Source organism: Enterobacter sp. K16B, assembly GCF_020216105.1.
GTDB classification, from domain to species: Bacteria; Pseudomonadota; Gammaproteobacteria; order Enterobacterales; family Enterobacteriaceae; genus Enterobacter; species Enterobacter sichuanensis.
In genome coordinates, this window is record NZ_JAIWJZ010000109.1 from 1 (window position 1) to 16,785 (window position 16,785).

Annotated in this window: 15 protein-coding genes; 14 read left to right on the forward strand and 1 reads right to left on the reverse strand. The window is 52.7% G+C overall.

Going from position 1 to position 16,785, the window contains the following annotated elements:
* The 7 genes from LDK53_RS18565 to LDK53_RS18595 all read left to right on the forward strand — a co-directional run.
* Positions 1-257, forward strand: a 257-nt coding sequence (locus tag LDK53_RS18565) for a sodium:solute symporter family transporter (protein ID WP_412174837.1), incomplete at its 5' end; no start/stop codon positions are given.
* 11 nt (positions 258-268) lie between these two features.
* Complete coding sequence (prmA, locus tag LDK53_RS18570; RefSeq protein ID WP_025756650.1) at positions 269-1,150, forward strand: 50S ribosomal protein L11 methyltransferase; 882 nt, start codon at positions 269-271, stop codon at positions 1,148-1,150.
* Positions 1,151-1,279: 129 nt separating this feature from the next.
* Positions 1,280-2,020, forward strand: coding sequence for a carbonic anhydrase (locus tag LDK53_RS18575; protein ID WP_025756649.1), 741 nt, complete (start codon positions 1,280-1,282; stop codon positions 2,018-2,020).
* Between the two features lie 330 nt (positions 2,021-2,350).
* Entirely contained in the window at positions 2,351-3,316 is a 966-nt protein-coding gene (gene dusB / locus LDK53_RS18580) for a tRNA dihydrouridine synthase DusB (RefSeq protein ID WP_025756648.1), read from the forward strand.
* Between the two features lie 23 nt (positions 3,317-3,339).
* The gene (fis, locus tag LDK53_RS18585) at positions 3,340-3,636 is read left to right on the forward strand and encodes a DNA-binding transcriptional regulator Fis (protein WP_000462905.1); all 297 of its coding nucleotides are present in this window, start codon (positions 3,340-3,342) and stop codon (positions 3,634-3,636) included.
* 176 nt (positions 3,637-3,812) lie between these two features.
* A complete protein-coding gene (locus tag LDK53_RS18590) occupies positions 3,813-3,977 on the forward strand; it encodes a DUF2556 family protein (RefSeq protein WP_025756647.1) in 165 nt (54 codons plus the stop codon).
* A gap of 139 nt (positions 3,978-4,116) precedes the next feature.
* The gene (locus LDK53_RS18595; RefSeq protein WP_225287793.1) at positions 4,117-6,198 is read left to right on the forward strand and encodes a putative bifunctional diguanylate cyclase/phosphodiesterase; all 2,082 of its coding nucleotides are present in this window, start codon (positions 4,117-4,119) and stop codon (positions 6,196-6,198) included.
* On the opposite strand, the gene envR is transcribed toward LDK53_RS18595, so the two are convergent.
* Complete coding sequence (envR, locus tag LDK53_RS18600; RefSeq protein ID WP_225287794.1) at positions 6,114-6,830, reverse strand: acrEF/envCD operon transcriptional regulator; 717 nt, start codon at positions 6,828-6,830, stop codon at positions 6,114-6,116. The genes LDK53_RS18595 and envR overlap by 85 nt on opposite strands.
* A gap of 384 nt (positions 6,831-7,214) precedes the next feature.
* Here envR and LDK53_RS18605 point away from each other — a divergent pair, with 384 nt between their 5' ends.
* The 7 genes from LDK53_RS18605 (at position 7,215) to LDK53_RS18635 (ending at position 16,630) form a co-directional block, all read left to right on the forward strand.
* Positions 7,215-8,354, forward strand: a complete 1,140-nt coding sequence (locus LDK53_RS18605; protein WP_225287795.1) for an efflux RND transporter periplasmic adaptor subunit — start codon at positions 7,215-7,217, stop codon at positions 8,352-8,354.
* Between the two features lie 11 nt (positions 8,355-8,365).
* The gene (locus tag LDK53_RS18610) at positions 8,366-11,479 is read left to right on the forward strand and encodes an efflux RND transporter permease subunit (protein WP_095441895.1); all 3,114 of its coding nucleotides are present in this window, start codon (positions 8,366-8,368) and stop codon (positions 11,477-11,479) included.
* Between the two features lie 302 nt (positions 11,480-11,781).
* Positions 11,782-12,003: a lipoprotein gene (locus LDK53_RS18615; RefSeq protein ID WP_008502867.1), complete on the forward strand. Its 222-nt coding sequence runs from the start codon at positions 11,782-11,784 to the stop codon at positions 12,001-12,003.
* A 473-nt stretch (positions 12,004-12,476) separates the two neighbouring features.
* Complete coding sequence (locus LDK53_RS18620) at positions 12,477-13,502, forward strand: amino acid ABC transporter substrate-binding protein (protein WP_025760267.1); 1,026 nt, start codon at positions 12,477-12,479, stop codon at positions 13,500-13,502.
* Positions 13,503-13,569: 67 nt separating this feature from the next.
* Positions 13,570-14,751, forward strand: a complete 1,182-nt coding sequence (locus LDK53_RS18625; protein WP_225287796.1) for an amino acid ABC transporter permease — start codon at positions 13,570-13,572, stop codon at positions 14,749-14,751.
* 9 nt (positions 14,752-14,760) lie between these two features.
* Entirely contained in the window at positions 14,761-15,864 is a 1,104-nt protein-coding gene (locus LDK53_RS18630; protein WP_025760269.1) for an amino acid ABC transporter permease, read from the forward strand.
* A gap of 7 nt (positions 15,865-15,871) precedes the next feature.
* Positions 15,872-16,630 carry an amino acid ABC transporter ATP-binding protein gene (locus LDK53_RS18635; RefSeq protein ID WP_014171880.1) on the forward strand — a complete coding sequence of 253 codons (759 nt, stop codon included), beginning with the start codon at positions 15,872-15,874 and terminating at the stop codon, positions 16,628-16,630.
* The last annotated feature ends 155 nt before the right edge of the window (positions 16,631-16,785 follow it).

Consider the following 16,785-nt stretch of genomic DNA (forward strand, 5'->3'; position numbering starts at 1 on the left):
TGGCGTTTGGCGGCCTCGAAGCCGTTTTCCTCTGGCCGCTGGTGTTAGGGCTCTACTGGGAACGGGCGAATGCTGCGGGCGCTTTGAGCGGCATGATTGTCGGCGGTGTGCTGTATGCCATTCTCGCAACGTTTAAAATTCAGTACCTGGGCTTCCATCCGATTGTGCCTTCGTTACTGCTAAGTTTACTGGCGTTTGTGGTGGGCAACCGTTTCGGTCAGCCCGTCCCACAACCTGTGATTTCTACTGATAAATAAAGAGTTTTGCCATGCCGTGGATCCAACTAAAACTGAACACAACCGGCGCTAACGCCGAGGAACTGAGCGATGCGCTGATGGAGGCCGGTTCGGTCTCTATCACCTTCCAGGACACGCATGACACGCCGGTCTTTGAGCCACTGCCGGGCGAAACCCGCCTGTGGGGCGACACCGACGTTATTGGCCTGTTTGATGCCGAAACTGACATGAAAGAAGTGGTCGCCATTCTGGAAAACCATCCGCTGCTGGGCGCGGGTTTTGCTCACAAAATCGAACAGCTGGAAGACAAAGACTGGGAACGCGAGTGGATGGATAACTTCCACCCTATGCAGTTCGGCAAACGTCTGTGGATCTGTCCGAGCTGGCGTGAAGTCCCTGATGAAAACGCCGTTAACGTGATGCTCGATCCGGGCCTGGCGTTTGGTACAGGCACCCATCCAACCACGTCCCTGTGCCTGCAGTGGCTGGATGGCCTGGATCTTGACGGTAAGACAGTGATCGACTTCGGGTGCGGATCCGGGATCCTCGCCATTGCCGCACTGAAACTGGGCGCGGCAAAAGCCATCGGGATCGATATCGATCCACAGGCGATTCAGGCCAGCCGCGATAATGCTGAGCGCAACGGCGTCTCCGATCGTCTGGAGCTGTATCTCCCGGACGCGCAACCAGACGCCATGAAAGCCGATGTGGTAGTCGCAAACATTCTGGCGGGTCCACTGCGCGAGCTGGCGCCGTTAATCAGCGTGCTGCCCGTTGAGGGCGGTCTGCTGGGGCTCTCCGGCATTCTGGCAAGCCAGGCTGACAGCGTATGCGAAGCCTATGCCGACCTCTTCACTCTCGACCCGGTGGTGGAAAAAGAAGAGTGGTGCCGTATCACCGGCCGTAAAAAATAAGGTTTTGGCGTGGTCATCTGACCACGCCGCTTTCCCTGCCAATCGGCTTCATTCCTCTACTCATTCTCCGGTAAAATAACCACACAAATCATGTTGATTTGTATTACAAAAATTCACCGGAAGAATATGATGAAACACATTACAGGCAAGGCAGCGCTGCTGGCGCTGAGCATGGTTACGGCTTCAGCATTCGCATCACACTGGGGCTACGAAGGGAAGGAATCACCGGAACACTGGGGCGAACTGGACGAGGCATACAAGACCTGTCAGAAAGGAATGAACCAGTCGCCGATTAATATTGATTCGACCCTGGACGCCCATCTCTCCCCGCTCCAAACGCACTACATTGATGGCCCCGTGACGCTGACGAACAATGGCCACACCATTCAGGCAAGTGAACCGGCTGACACCCGCGATACGATCACGCTGGATAAGCAAACCTGGACGTTACAACAGTTCCATTTCCACTCTCCGAGCGAAAACACCGTTCACGGCAAGAAATATGCAATGGAAATGCACCTGGTTCATAAAAATGCCGCAGGGGAGCTGACGGTGGTTGCGGTGATGTTCGATAAAGGCGCCGCAAACCCGGAGCTTGAAAAGCTGTGGAGCGTGATGCCTCAGTTGGCCGAGCAGAACGTCTCCATCAAAGGAGATCTCAACCTGAATACGCTGCTGCCGGAAGATAAAACATACTTCCGCTTTAGTGGTTCACTGACCACCCCTCCGTGTTCAGAAGGTGTCACCTGGATTGTGCTTAAGCACCCGATGACAGTCTCCGCAGAACAGCTCGATAAGTTTACCCATACCATGCATCATGATAATAACCGTCCGGTACAGTCTCTGCATGGACGTGTAGTGGTCGAATAACAGGCATTTCTCGCAATACGATCATCTTCTAAAATGCGACGCAGATCGCAAAGAAGCGGGAAAAACTGCTGCTAAAAACAGCAGAATATCCCGCTTCAGTGACGCTTTTATTCAGAAATGACGAGAAGTTACGGTAAATTGTAAGCGTCCATAAAATAACCATCCCCGCCTAACGTAATGATTTAAATAGTGAATAATTTTGAACGGAAAGACAGAGCGGCGATTCCATGATCTATAACAGTGGATTGTTCAAAGTTTGGCCTTTCATCTCGTGCAAAAAATGCGTAATATACGCCGCCTTGCAGTCACAGTATGGTCATTTCTTAACTCATGCGCATCGGACACCACCAGCTTAGAAATCGCCTGATCGCAGCCCCAATGGCAGGTATAACAGACCGGCCGTTCAGGACGCTGTGTTATGAGATGGGAGCCGGTTTAACCGTATCCGAGATGATGTCGTCTAACCCGCAGGTCTGGGAAAGCGATAAATCCCGCCTTCGGATGGTGCACATTGATGAACCAGGTATCCGCACCGTGCAAATTGCCGGAAGCGTGCCTGAAGAGATGGCAGATGCCGCGCGGATTAACGTGGAAAGTGGTGCCCAGATTATTGATATCAATATGGGGTGCCCGGCCAAAAAGGTGAATCGCAAGCTTGCAGGTTCAGCCCTTCTGCAATACCCCGATCAGGTGAAATCTATCCTGACGGCGGTTGTCAGCGCAGTGGACGTTCCTGTTACGTTGAAGATTCGCACGGGTTGGTCGCCGGAACACCGTAACTGTGTAGAAATTGCCCAACTGGCCGAAGACTGTGGCATTCAGGCCCTGACCATTCATGGACGCACTCGCGCCTGTTTGTTCAACGGTGAAGCTGAATACGACAGCATTCGGGCAGTTAAGCAGAAAGTTTCCATTCCGATTATCGCGAATGGCGACATAACTGACCCGCTTAAAGCCAGAGCTGTGCTCGACTATACGGGAGCTGATGCTCTGATGATAGGACGTGCCGCTCAGGGAAGACCCTGGATCTTCCGGGAAATCCAGCATTATCTGGACACTGGGGAGCTGCTTGCCCCCCTGCCACTGGCAGAGGTTAAGCGCTTGCTTTGTTCGCATGTTCGGGAATTGCATGACTTTTATGGTCAGGCAAAAGGGTACCGAATTGCGCGTAAACACGTCTCCTGGTATCTCCAGGAGCATGCTCCAGATGACCAGTTTCGGCGCACATTCAACGCCATAGAGGATGCCAGCGTACAGCTGGAGGCGTTGGAGGCATACTTCGAAAATCTTGCGTAATGAAATAAAGAGCTGACAGAACTATGTTCGAACAACGCGTAAATTCTGACGTACTGACCGTTTCTACCGTTAACTCTCAGGACCAGGTAACTCAAAAGCCCCTGCGTGACTCGGTTAAACAGGCACTGAAGAACTATTTTGCTCAACTGAATGGTCAGGATGTTAATGACCTGTATGAGCTGGTACTGGCTGAAGTTGAACAGCCACTGTTGGACATGGTGATGCAATACACCCGCGGTAACCAAACCCGCGCTGCGCTGATGATGGGTATCAACCGTGGTACTCTGCGTAAGAAACTGAAAAAATACGGCATGAACTAATTTCGGTTAGCAAATGCTTGTTTAAAAAGGCGCTACCTGGCATGGGGATGCGCCTTTTTTATTACTTTCTCTTCTCCGTCAACGCTGTGTAAACCTTCGTTTATCCCGCTTTTAAAGCTCGGTTTTTCGTGTATATTTCACCCACCCTACTGGCGCTCTTCTCGCGGAATGACACAATGATTCGTAAATACTGGTGGCTGGTTGTCTTTGCAATCTCCGTTTTCATTTTCGATACACTGCTGATGCAGTGGATTGAGCTGATGAGCACCGAAACCGATAAGTGTCGCAATATGAACTCCGTGAATCCGCTCAAGTTAGTGAACTGCTCAGAACTCGACTGACCGCGCGATTGCGCAAACCAACCTGCTATTACCCAGTAAAAACGGGGATTTAAATCCCTTTGAGCCGTTACCTTACGGTGATAATGTCTCGCCCTTCTCAACCGCTCTGGCGTAACTTCACACTCGAGTAGAACCGACCATGCTGGTTAGCCAATACAACTCAATCCTTGTTGTCCTCTCCTTTGTTGTTGCCATCCTTGCGGCGTATACCGCCCTGAATATGGCTGCACGTGTCGCCGGGAGTCAGGGCGTCGCCGCACGCGTCTGGCTGGCGGGCGGGGGCATTGCAATGGGCATTGGCGTGTGGGCCATGCATTTTATTGGCATGCTGGCGATGGACCTCTCCATGAGCATGAGCTACAACGCCACCCTGACGGTGTTATCCATGGTTATCGCCGTGGGATCGTCACTGTTTGCGCTGTGGCTTGTCAGCAGCGAACAATTGCGCTTGCGTCGTCTGCTGCCAGGCGCGCTGGTGATGGGTGGCGGTATTGTTGCCATGCATTACACCGGCATGGCAGCGCTGGAAGTGATGCCCGGGATTATCTGGGACACGTTCTGGGTCGCCATTTCGGTTGTGATTGCCCTTGCCGCTTCACTCGCGGCACTCTGGCTAACCTTCCGCCTGCGCCACGAAGCCGCGCAGGTCGTGCTGATGCGCATGGGTGCCGCCATCACCATGGGGATTGCCATTGCCGGTATGCACTACGCCGGGATGAAAGCCGCGCAGTTCCCGATGTCCACCATGGTTCATCATAACGGTATAAACGGGAGCTGGCTGGCGGTGCTGGTCAGCGTCGTCGCGCTCTCTATTCTTGGGATCACCCTGCTGGTGTCGATGCTGGATGCCCGTCTCCAGGCACGCACCGCCCTTCTGGCCTCATCGCTTGCAGAAGCGAACCGGGAACTCGCACAACTGGCCCTGCATGATACCCTGACGCGGCTGCCCAACCGTATTCTTCTGGAAGACAGACTCGATCAGGCCATCAGCAAAGCCGATCGTGAAGGCACCCGTTTTGCGCTGATGTTCATGGATCTCGACGGTTTTAAAGCCGTCAATGATGCCTACGGCCATGATGTCGGCGACAGGCTGCTGGTCGCCGTCACGCAGCGTCTGCTGCTTCTCCTGAAAGGCCAGTTCACCCTTGCACGTATCGGCGGTGATGAGTTTGTTCTACTGGCAGAGGGTGAAGGTCCCGACGATGCGGCCTCGCTGGCAAATTCGCTGGTGCATGCCATCGATACCCCGTTCAATCTCGACCCCTATGAACTGGTGGTGACCCTCAGTATTGGCATCGCACTTTATCCTCACGACGGCAAAACCGAGCGCGAGCTAATGTTTAATGCCGATGCCGCGATGTATCACACGAAGCATATGGGCCGGAACGGTTACCACTTTTTCCAGCCCTCCATGAATACCCTGGCGCAGACCCATCTTCAGCTAATGAACGATCTGTGGATGGCGATCGATCGTGATGAGCTACGCCTGCTGTATCAGCCAAAATTTCACGCTCCCGCAGGGCCGGTTCTCGGCTTTGAGGCGTTATTACGCTGGCAACATCCAAAGCAGGGATTACTGACTCCGGACCTCTTCCTGCCGCTGGCGGAAAAAACGGGGCTGATCATCCCCATTGGCAACTGGGTCATTAATGAAGCCTGCCGCCAGCTGCGGGAATGGCATCTTCAGGGGCATCAAAGCTGGTCAATGGCGGTCAATCTGTCAACGTTGCAGTTTGAACAACCTTCACTGGTTAAAACAGTTCTCGACTGCCTGGCGCGTCATCATGTGCCGCCGGAAATGTTGATCATGGAAGTGACGGAGACCACGGCAATGAGCAACCCGGATGAAAGTGTCCGGGTGCTGACAGAGCTGACGGATGCAGGTGTGAAGGCCTCTATTGATGATTTTGGCACCGGATATTCAAGCCTGCTCTATCTCAAGCGCTTGCCAGCCTGCGAACTCAAGATCGACAGGGCGTTTGTGAAAGAGTTAAGCGGTGAGAGCGAGGATGCCACCATTGTTTCGGCGATTGTGGCCCTCGCAAAAACACTTAACCTGAAAGTCGTGGCGGAAGGGGTGGAAACCGAAGCACAGCAAAACTTTTTGACCGAGCTTGGCTGTAACACCCTTCAGGGTTATCTGTTAGGTAAACCTGTCAGCGCGCAGACCGTAGAGGCACTTTGTGCCCGGGGAGAAATGTTACCTGGCGCGGAGCTGTAATCATCATGAGGCGATACGCGAACGATCGGGAGTGTCGCCAGAATGCTATCGACGAGGGCGGGCGCCTGCTGGTAGAGATTAAAACTGTCGTTATTCATTAACCAGTTTTTAATGATTCCGCTAAAAAAACCGTGAAATACGATCAAGGTGAGGTCCACATTCATCCTGGATGAAATAATCCCCCGCGAAATACAGCCCTCCAGCGTGACACGTAACGCGTCATCATTGAACCCAATACGCTTTCTGATTTCACTTTCTGAAATCATATCGCTGCTAAATTCACACTTATGATACAGAATTTGTAAAAGTGCACATTGCCGGGGCTCATGGGCAATATACTGCAATGCTGTAATAAACTGCTCACGAAGCATTAACAACGGATCGTCACTTTCGGAAAGGGAAAGCCGGTCGCGAATAATGTCGCGAAGCGGTAATTGCTGTTCCCAGATGGCATTAAAAATTTCAGATTTACTGGTGAAGTGCCAGTAAATCGCGCCGCGCGTCACCCTGGCGGCATCCGCGATGTCCGTCAGCGTCGTATTGGCTACGCCACGTGTTGCAAACTGTCCGATAGCCGCCTCAATCAGCTGCTGTCGGGTCTGTTGAGCCTCTTCTTTCTTTTTACGCGCCATAGACGACTACTCGTTATACACAAGGTTTATAGATATTGCTGCGTTCATAAAAATGAAAGTATTCACCAAATTCCGTTTTCATTTTGCACAAAAAAAGTCAACGCACATAATTTATCATTAATACAAATACATTAAGCAAATTAAATTCATGACCTGAATGAATAACCTTAAACGCTGTTTATCTGATGATTATGCCAGACGTATATTACCGTAAACCTCAGGCCCGATTCTGATTTTGTCTTCAGGCCAGCTCATTCGCACTTATAAATTAAAAAACATTAAATACCCTCATTATTATACGCAGCTACATTTTATTTTTTATCCCTCTGCCCCAACTACCGGTTCATGACATATATCGGTTAATGGGTATTTAAAGGAACAGTAATGACGAATCATTTCAGACGCTTACCCTTATCCGGTTTCATTGTCTGCGCGGTACTGCTCACTGGATGCGATGGTCAGGAAAAACAACAACAACCCCCGCAGGCACCTCAGGTCAGCGTGCATATCGTGAAAAGCGCTCCTCTGGCTGTTACCACTGAACTCCCGGGCAGAACCGACGCTTTTCGGGTTGCGGAGGTTCGTCCTCAGGTTAGCGGCATCATCCTGCGTCGCAACTTCACGGAAGGGAGTGATGTTAAAGCGGGTGAGTCACTTTATCAGATTGATCCCGCGACTTATCAGGCAGCCTATGACAGCGCGAGAGGCGAGCTGGCGAAGGCCCAGGCGGCAGCCAATATTGCGCACCTGACCGTGAAACGTTATCTCCCACTGGTGGGCACACAGTATGTCAGCAAGCAGGAGTATGACCAGGCTGTAGCAACGGCTCAGCAGGCAGACGCCAGCGTCGTTGCTGCCAAAGCCGGTGTTGAAAGCGCGCGTATTAACCTTGCGTACACCAAAGTTACGTCTCCTGTCGATGGCCGCATCGGTAAATCCAGCGTAACCGAAGGGGCTCTCGTCACCAACGGACAAGCCACAGCCCTGGCAACGGTCCAGCAGCTTGATCCGATTTATGTCGATGTCACCCAGTCCAGTAATGAGTTTATGCGTCTGAAACAGACGAGTCTGCAAAAAGGCGAGTCCGCCAGTACCGTTGAGCTGCTGATGGAGAATGGGCAGCCCTACCCACTGAAAGGCACTTTGCAGTTCTCTGACGTCACGGTCGATGAGAGTACTGGCTCGATAACCCTGCGCGCCATTTTCCCGAATCCGCAACATCTGCTGTTACCCGGCATGTTCGTTCGTGCCCGCATTGATGAAGGCACACAGCCGGATGCGATCCTGGTTCCACAGCAGGGTGTGACGCGTACGCCACGAGGCGATGCAACCGTTATGGTGGTGAATGATAAAAACCAGGTTGAGGCACGTACCGTCGTCGCCCCACAGGCAATTGGCGATCGCTGGCTGGTAACAGAAGGGCTGAAAAACGGTGACCGCGTTATTGTCAGCGGGTTACAGAAAGTCAGACCGGGGGCAACCGTGGTCGCCACGCCTGATACCACCACCGCTCCAGCCAGTTAAGGGACGACAACATGGCTAATTTCTTTATTCAGCGGCCGGTTTTCGCCTGGGTACTTGCCATCATTTTAATGATTGCCGGCGGGCTGGCCATTCTCAAACTTCCCGTCGCCCAGTATCCGACCATTGCGCCTCCTGCGGTGGCGATATCCGCAACCTACCCGGGTGCTGATGCCCAAACGGTGCAGGATACCGTGACCCAGGTTATCGAACAGAACATGAACGGTATCGATAACCTGATGTATATGTCTTCCACCAGCGACTCGGCAGGTAACGTCACGATCACCCTCACCTTCGAGTCAGGGACCGATCCGGACATCGCCCAGGTGCAGGTTCAGAACAAACTGCAGCTCGCCATGCCGCTGCTGCCGCAAGAGGTACAGCAGCAAGGGATTGGCGTTGAGAAGTCCAGCAGCAGCTTCCTGCTGGTCGCAGGTTTTGTTTCAGATAACAAACATCTCACGCAGGATGACATCTCCGACTATGTCGCCTCAAACGTCAAAGATGCCATCAGCCGAACGTCTGGCGTCGGCGACGTCCAGCTGTTTGGTGCCCAGTATGCGATGCGCATCTGGCTCGACAGCAATGCGATGAACAAATATCAGCTGACGCCGCTGGATATTATCAACCAGCTGAAAACGCAGAATGACCAGATAGCGGCAGGCCAGTTGGGTGGAACACCGTCCATTCCCGGGCAGCAGCTGAACGCCTCGATCATCGCGCAAACCCGCCTGAAATCGCCGGAAGAGTTTGGCCGGGTCACGCTCAAAGTGAATCAGGATGGCTCAATGGTGCATCTGAAAGATGTGGCTCGCATTGAGCTGGGCGGCGAAAACTACAACATGGTGACCAAAATCAACGGGCAGGCGGCAACCGGCCTGGGGATTAAGCTGGCGACCGGAGCAAATGCGCTGGACACGGCGGCAGCCATCAAGAGCAAACTGGCGCAACTGCAGCAGTTCTTCCCGCAGGGGCTGAAGGTTGTCTACCCCTATGACACCACACCTTTTGTGAAAATCTCCATTCACGAAGTGGTGAAGACCCTGTTTGAAGCGATTATTCTCGTCTTCCTGGTCATGTACCTGTTCCTGCAAAACCTGCGGGCGACGCTCATCCCGACTATCGCGGTTCCGGTCGTTCTGCTGGGGACCTTCGCGGTTCTGGCGGCGTTCGGTTTCTCCATCAATACCCTGACCATGTTCGGCATGGTGCTGGCGATAGGTCTGTTGGTGGATGACGCCATCGTTGTCGTCGAGAACGTTGAACGCGTCATGGTAGAAGACAAGCTGCCGCCGAAAGAGGCCACGCAGAAATCGATGGGGCAAATCCAGGGGGCGCTGGTGGGGATCGCCATGGTGCTCTCGGCGGTCTTTATTCCAATGGCTTTTTTTGGCGGTTCAACGGGGGCAATCTATCGCCAGTTCTCACTGACGATCGTTTCCGCCATGGCGCTCTCCGTACTGGTTGCGCTGATCCTGACGCCCGCACTCTGTGCCACGTTGCTCAAGCCCGTCTCCGGCGACCACCATGCGCAGAAAGGGGGGTTCTTCGGCTGGTTTAATGCGCGCTTTGATAAAAGTGTGGAGCACTACAGCAACAGCGTGAGCGGTATTTTGCGTAGGACCGGCCGCTATCTGGTGGTGTATGTCATTATTGTCGGCGGAATGGCGGTGCTCTTCCTTCGTTTACCGACCTCCTTCCTGCCCGAAGAGGATCAGGGGGTGTTTATGACGATGGTTCAGCTCCCGGCGGGGGCAACCCAGACGCGCACTCAGCAGGTCCTCGACCAGGTTCAGGATTACTATCTGAACAAAGAGAAGGCGAATGTGGAATCCGTTTTTACCGTTAACGGCTTTAGCTTTAGCGGCCAGGGTCAGAACTCCGGCATTGCCTTCATCAGCCTGAAGCCCTGGGAGGAGCGCCCGGGGGCGGAAAATGGCGTCGAAGCCATTGTGGGTCGCGCGACCAAAGCCTTCAGTCAGATTAAGGATGGTCTCGTGTTCCCGTTTAACCTGCCTGCAATTATTGAGCTGGGCACCGCCACGGGCTTCGACTTTGAGCTGATTGACCAGGCTAACCTGGGGCATACCCAACTGACGCAGGCGCGTAACCAACTGCTCGGCATGGTGAAAGAGCACCCTGACCTGCTGGTTCGCGTGCGTCCTAACGGTCTTGAAGATACACCTCAGTTCAAGCTGGATGTCGATCAGGAGAAAGCGCAGGCGCTGGGTGTCAGTATTTCTGACGTTAACCAGACGATCTCGACGGCGTTAGGTGGCACCTATGTGAATGACTTTATCGATCACGGACGCGTGAAAAAGGTCTACGTTCAGGCCGACGCAAAATTCCGTATGCTGCCGGGCGATATTAACAACCTGTACGTGCGCAGCGCGAATGGGGAAATGGTCCCGTTCTCAGCCTTTAGCAACGCGCACTGGGTCTATGGTTCACCTCGTCTGGAGCGCTACAACGGGATGCCATCAATGGAGATCCTCGGTGAATCAGCCCCGGGGAAAAGTACCGGTGAGGCGATGGTGATGATGGAAAGCCTGGCGGCAAAACTGCCTTCTGGCATCGGCTATGACTGGACGGGAATGTCTTATCAGGAGCGGCTTTCGGGTAACCAGGCGCCGGCGCTGTACGCCATTTCACTGATTGTGGTGTTCCTGTGTCTGGCGGCCCTGTATGAAAGCTGGTCCATTCCGTTCTCAGTCATGCTGGTGGTGCCGCTGGGTGTCATTGGAGCGCTGCTTGCAGCGTCGCTGCGCGGGTTAAACAATGACGTCTATTTCCAGGTCGGCCTGCTGACGACGATTGGTTTATCGGCGAAAAACGCCATCCTGATCGTCGAGTTTGCCAAAGACCTGATGGAGAAAGAAGGTAAAGGTATTATTGAAGCCACACTGGAAGCGTCAAGGATGCGCCTTCGCCCCATCCTGATGACCTCCCTGGCCTTTATTCTCGGCGTCATGCCGCTGGTGATCAGCACCGGGGCCGGGAGCGGCGCACAAAACGCGGTGGGTACGGGCGTGATGGGAGGGATGCTTTCCGCAACGCTTCTGGCCATTTTCTTCGTGCCCGTTTTCTTTGTGGTTGTCCGCCGACGATTCACCCGCCATAAAGAGTAATGTTTTCCTGAAAGGCACCTTTGGTGCCTTTTTATTTTTAACATAAACAACGAATTAGGCTTTACAGAATAGCAGCGTTAAAACCAGGGCAGTTTGCATTAAGTAAAAACAGCCTTTTGCAGCTTCATAATTTCTCCATTAATTCTTCCTGAAACCGATTTTTCTCCACGATTTTTACAAACGACATAAATTGAGATTATTCCTCGTGTAACACGGTCTTACCCCGGTGGTAAAATAACCTCCAGTTCGTTAATTGCCCTCCTGGCTTTATAGCGGACGAGAAATAATACTGAGGTAACATCATGAAAAGATTCATTTCCGTTGCACTCCTCGCTGCGTTGCTTGCTGGTTGCGCGCACGACTCTCCATGTGTACCGGTTTACGATGACCAGGGCCGACTGGTTCATACCAATACCTGTATGAAAGGCACTACCCAGGATAACTGGGAAACAGCGGGTGCTATCGCCGGTGGTGCAGCCGCTGTGGCGGGTTTGACGTTGGGTATCGTTGCCCTGACCAAATAACATCTGTTCAGAAGCGCGGCTCCGGCCGCGCTTTTGCTTTTAAAGAGTGCAGTGTTTTCAAATAAGTAAAAAAATAGCCCCGTATTTATTCACATAATTAATTTCAGCCAGAAGCCAGTCACAACTTTTCCGTATACTCATTTAAATTTCATATTCTATCGTGATGATTTTCACACATTATTCCTATTGAATACCCTGCCAATATTCACTCTGGAAACTATCTCTTCATTTCCTCTGACTCTCGTTAAAACTTTTGCTCCGATTTGTGGCACAGGTTGTAATTTCGCACCGTTTCGGGGCGCTCGTTTTATTTAAGCCTGTCTACACTCAGCATTAAGCGTTCACTTCTCACTTATTTTGTCGAACGCAAAACTGGCATTACGTTTGCTTTATAAACGTTGGCCAACGCCACAGACAGGTAAAGCGTTTTTAAAACGCCTCTATAACGATAAATTCGCCACACAGGATGCATTATGAAAAAGACGATGATAGCCAGCCTGGCCGCTGCAGGCATGTTGTTTGCCGTAGCCGGTCAAGCCCATGCGGGAACGACACTGGATGCCGTTAAAAAGAAAGGTTTTGTTCAATGTGGTATCAGTGACGGTTTGCCTGGCTTCTCCTATGCCGATGCGAACGGCAAATTTACCGGTATTGATGTGGATGTCTGCCGTGGCGTCGCGGCTGCCGTTTTTGGTGATGACAGCAAAGTAAAATATACCCCGCTGACGGCGAAAGAGCGCTTTACGGCGCTGCAGTCCGGCGAGGTTGACATGCTCTCCCGTAATACCACCTGGACCTCCTCCCGCGACGCGGGTATGGGAATGTCATTTACCGGCGTGACCTATTATGACGGCATCGGCTTCCTGACCCACAACAAAGCGGGCCTGAAAAGCGCGAAAGAACTGGATGGTGCCACCGTCTGTATCCAGGCTGGTACTGATACCGAGCTGAACGTCGCAGACTATTTCAAAGCCAATAACATGAAGTACACCCCTGTGACATTTGACCGCTCGGATGAATCGGCTAAAGCGCTGGAGTCCGGTCGTTGTGACACCCTGGCTTCTGACCAGTCACAGCTGTATGCCTTACGTATTAAGCTGAGCAACCCGGCTGAGTGGATTGTCCTGCCTGAAGTGATCTCAAAAGAACCTCTCGGACCCGTGGTACGTCGTGGCGATGAAGACTGGTTCTCCATTGTTCGCTGGACATTGTTTGCCATGCTGAACGCTGAAGAGATGGGCATCAACTCGAAAAACGTGGATGAGAAAGCCGCGAATCCATCCAACCCGGATATGGCGCACCTGCTCGGTAAAGAGGGTGATTTCGGTAAAGATCTGAAGCTGGATAACAAGTGGGCTTACAACATCATCAAACAGGTGGGCAACTACTCTGAGATCTTTGAGCGCAACGTGGGATCGGATAGCCCGCTGAAGATCAAACGCGGCCAGAACAATCTCTGGAATAACGGCGGTATTCAGTACGCGCCACCAGTACGTTAAGTCATAGCTGTAACGGGCACTGCTCAGGCGGTGCCCACTCCAGAGTCATGGTTATTGAGGTTTCTTTATGTCCCATCGCCGCTCAGCCGTAAAAGGATCGCTATCCTTTTCTCATCCCGCGGTCCGCGCCTGGCTATTCCAGATTATTGCTATCGTTGCGGTTGTTCTCATCGCCGTGTATCTCATCCATAACACGATCACCAACCTGAATAACCGCGGCATTACCTCCGGTTTTGCGTTTTTGGATCGCAGCGCGGGGTTTGGCATTGTTCAGCACCTTATTGATTACCAGGAAGGAGACACCTACGGACGCGTGTTCGTCGTCGGTTTATTGAATACGCTGTTGGTCTCGGCGCTGTGTATCGTCTTCGCGTCGATACTGGGGTTCTTTATCGGCCTGGCGCGTCTCTCTGAAAACTGGCTCCTGCGGAAACTGTCGACTGTTTATATCGAGACGTTCCGTAATATCCCACCACTGCTGCAGATCTTCTTCTGGTATTTCGCCGTGCTGCGTAACCTTCCGGGTCCCCGTCAGGCCGTCGACGCGTTTGAGATGTTTTTCCTCAGTAACCGAGGGTTGTCCATTCCTTCTCCTCTGCCAGGTGATGGACTGTACGCTTTTATCGGAGCGATTGTGATAGCGCTTGCTCTCTCTGCTGGAGTATTCCGTTTTAATCGCAAGCATCAGATCAAAACCGGGCAGCTTCGCAGAACCTGGCCCACGGCGGCTGTCCTGATTGTTTGCCTGCCGCTGCTGGCACACTGGCTGTTCGGAGCAGCGCTGCACTGGGATATTCCGCATCTGCGTGGCTTTAACTTTCAGGGCGGGATGGTATTAATTCCTGAGCTGGCCGCACTGACGCTGGCGCTGTCGATTTATACGTCCGCGTTTATCGCTGAGATTATCCGTGCAGGGATCCAGGCCGTACCTCACGGACAGCACGAGGCGGCACGCTCTCTGGGTTTGCCCCATACCGTGACGCTTCGCCAGGTCATCATTCCGCAGGCTTTACGGGTCATTATTCCTCCCCTGACCAGCCAGTATCTGAACATTGTCAAAAACTCGTCGCTGGCCGCAGCCATAGGCTACCCCGATATGGTGTCACTCTTCGCCGGAACCGTGCTTAACCAGACCGGACAAGCCATTGAAACCATCGCGATCACCATGTCTGTCTATCTGATCATCAGCCTGGTGATTTCATTGCTGATGAACCTTTATAACCGTCGTATAGCACTGGTCGAGCGCTAAGGATCTATGATGACAAAAGCGATACTATCGCACGCCTCGCGCCCTGCCAACTCGACAGGTGGACGCTTCATTCTGTGGGCGCGTAAGAATCTGTTCTCCAGCTGGAGTAATAGCCTGCTGACGATCGTCTGCCTGTGGCTGATGTGGGAATTGATCCCGCCTCTGCTGAACTGGGCGTTTTTACAGGCTAACTGGGTCGGTTCCACCCGGGCAGACTGCACCAAAGCTGGCGCTTGCTGGGTGTTTATTCATGAGCGTTTCGGTCAGTTCATGTATGGATTGTATCCACATGAACAGCGCTGGCGGATAAATCTGGCGCTGGTCATCGGCCTGCTCTCTGTCGCGGTCATGTTCTGGAAAAAGCTGCCTCATCGTGGACGCTACATTACCGGCTGGGCAGTGGTTTATCCCATCATTGTCTGGATACTGCTGTATGGCGGTTTCCTGGGGCTGGAACGCGTAGAAACACGCCAGTGGGGCGGACTGACGCTGACGCTGATTATCGCTTCGGTGGGGATAGCCGGCGCACTGCCGTGGGGGATTTTACTTGCCCTGGGACGGCGTTCAAAAATGCCGATCGTACGCGTGCTCTCCGTTATCTTCATTGAGTTCTGGCGCGGCGTGCCGCTTATCACCGTTCTGTTTATGTCTTCGGTCATGCTGCCGCTGTTTATGGCTGAAGGCACCACGATAGACAAACTGATCCGTGCGCTGGTCGGGGTGATTCTCTTCCAGTCAGCCTATGTTGCTGAAGTTGTACGAGGTGGGCTGCAGGCGTTACCTAAAGGCCAGTACGAAGCGGCGGAATCACTGGCGCTCGGTTACTGGAAAACGCAGGGACTGGTCATTCTTCCACAAGCTCTCAAGCTGGTTATCCCGGGACTGGTCAACACAATCATTGCCCTCTTCAAAGATACCAGCCTGGTGATCATCATCGGGTTGTTCGATCTCTTTAGCAGCGTGCAACAGGCCACCGTGGACCCTGTCTGGCTGGGCATGTCCACAGAAGGATATGTCTTTGCAGCCCTTATCTACTGGATCTTTTGTTTTAGCATGTCGCGCTACAGCCAGCATCTGGAAAAGCGCTTTAACACCGGGCGTACACCGCACTGAGGAAATTATGAGCCAAATAACTATGACACCCGCCGACGCGATGATTACGCTGGAAAATGTGAATAAATGGTACGGACAGTTCCATGTCCTGAAAGACATTAATCTCAAGGTAAAGCAGGGGGAACGCATCGTTCTTTGCGGCCCTTCCGGCTCCGGGAAATCCACAACCATTCGCTGTATTAACCATCTTGAAGAACATCAGCAAGGACGCATTGTGGTTGATGGTATCGAGCTGAATGAAGATATCCGCAACATTGAACGCGTGCGTCAGGAAGTGGGAATGGTATTTCAGCACTTTAATCTTTTTCCACACCTGACCGTTCTGCAGAACTGTACGCTTGCGCCAATTTGGGTACGAAAGATGCCGAAAAAGGAAGCGGAGGCGCTGGCAATGCACTACCTCGAACGCGTACGTATTGCAGAGCATGCCAATAAATTTCCTGGTCAGATATCGGGTGGCCAACAGCAGCGCGTGGCTATCGCCCGCTCGCTTTGTATGAAGCCGAAAATTATGCTGTTTGATGAACCGACGTCAGCCCTGGATCCTGAGATGGTGAAAGAGGTGCTGGATACCATGATTGGGCTGGCACAATCCGGCATGACCATGCTGTGTGTGACACATGAAATGGGATTCGCGAGAACCGTGGCCGACCGGGTGATCTTTATGGATCGCGGGGAGATTGTTGAGCAGGCGCCACCGGATGAGTTCTTTGCCCATCCTAAGTCAGAACGCACGCGAGCCTTCCTGTCGCAGGTGATTCATTAATCTGCTTTCTTGCCCGGAGGCGCATTGCCTGCCGGGCCTACGGTTTTCACGGCAATCATAACGCAAAAAGGCCATCCTTTCGGATGGCCTTTTCACTTGTTTGATGTCTGGCAGTTCCCTACTCTCACATGGGGAGACCCCACACTACCATCGGC

Bases quoted from the DNA above. Each gene is read 5' to 3' on its own strand.
- LDK53_RS18615 (WP_008502867.1), top strand. From the start codon at position 11,782: ATGAAAAGATTCATTTCCGTTGCACTCCTCGCTGCGTTGCTTGCTGGT.
- LDK53_RS18590 (WP_025756647.1), top strand. From the start codon at position 3,813: ATGATTCGTAAATACTGGTGGCTGGTTGTCTTTGCAATCTCCGTTTTC.
- LDK53_RS18610 (WP_095441895.1), top strand. From the start codon at position 8,366: ATGGCTAATTTCTTTATTCAGCGGCCGGTTTTCGCCTGGGTACTTGCC.
- dusB (WP_025756648.1), top strand. From the start codon at position 2,351: ATGCGCATCGGACACCACCAGCTTAGAAATCGCCTGATCGCAGCCCCA.
- LDK53_RS18605 (WP_225287795.1), top strand. From the start codon at position 7,215: ATGACGAATCATTTCAGACGCTTACCCTTATCCGGTTTCATTGTCTGC.
- LDK53_RS18620 (WP_025760267.1), top strand. From the start codon at position 12,477: ATGAAAAAGACGATGATAGCCAGCCTGGCCGCTGCAGGCATGTTGTTT.
- LDK53_RS18635 (WP_014171880.1), top strand. From the start codon at position 15,872: ATGAGCCAAATAACTATGACACCCGCCGACGCGATGATTACGCTGGAA.
- envR (WP_225287794.1), bottom strand. From the start codon at position 6,830: ATGGCGCGTAAAAAGAAAGAAGAGGCTCAACAGACCCGACAGCAGCTG.
- LDK53_RS18595 (WP_225287793.1), top strand. From the start codon at position 4,117: ATGCTGGTTAGCCAATACAACTCAATCCTTGTTGTCCTCTCCTTTGTT.
- fis (WP_000462905.1), top strand. From the start codon at position 3,340: ATGTTCGAACAACGCGTAAATTCTGACGTACTGACCGTTTCTACCGTT.
- LDK53_RS18625 (WP_225287796.1), top strand. From the start codon at position 13,570: ATGTCCCATCGCCGCTCAGCCGTAAAAGGATCGCTATCCTTTTCTCAT.
- LDK53_RS18630 (WP_025760269.1), top strand. From the start codon at position 14,761: ATGACAAAAGCGATACTATCGCACGCCTCGCGCCCTGCCAACTCGACA.
- LDK53_RS18575 (WP_025756649.1), top strand. From the start codon at position 1,280: ATGAAACACATTACAGGCAAGGCAGCGCTGCTGGCGCTGAGCATGGTT.
- prmA (WP_025756650.1), top strand. From the start codon at position 269: ATGCCGTGGATCCAACTAAAACTGAACACAACCGGCGCTAACGCCGAG.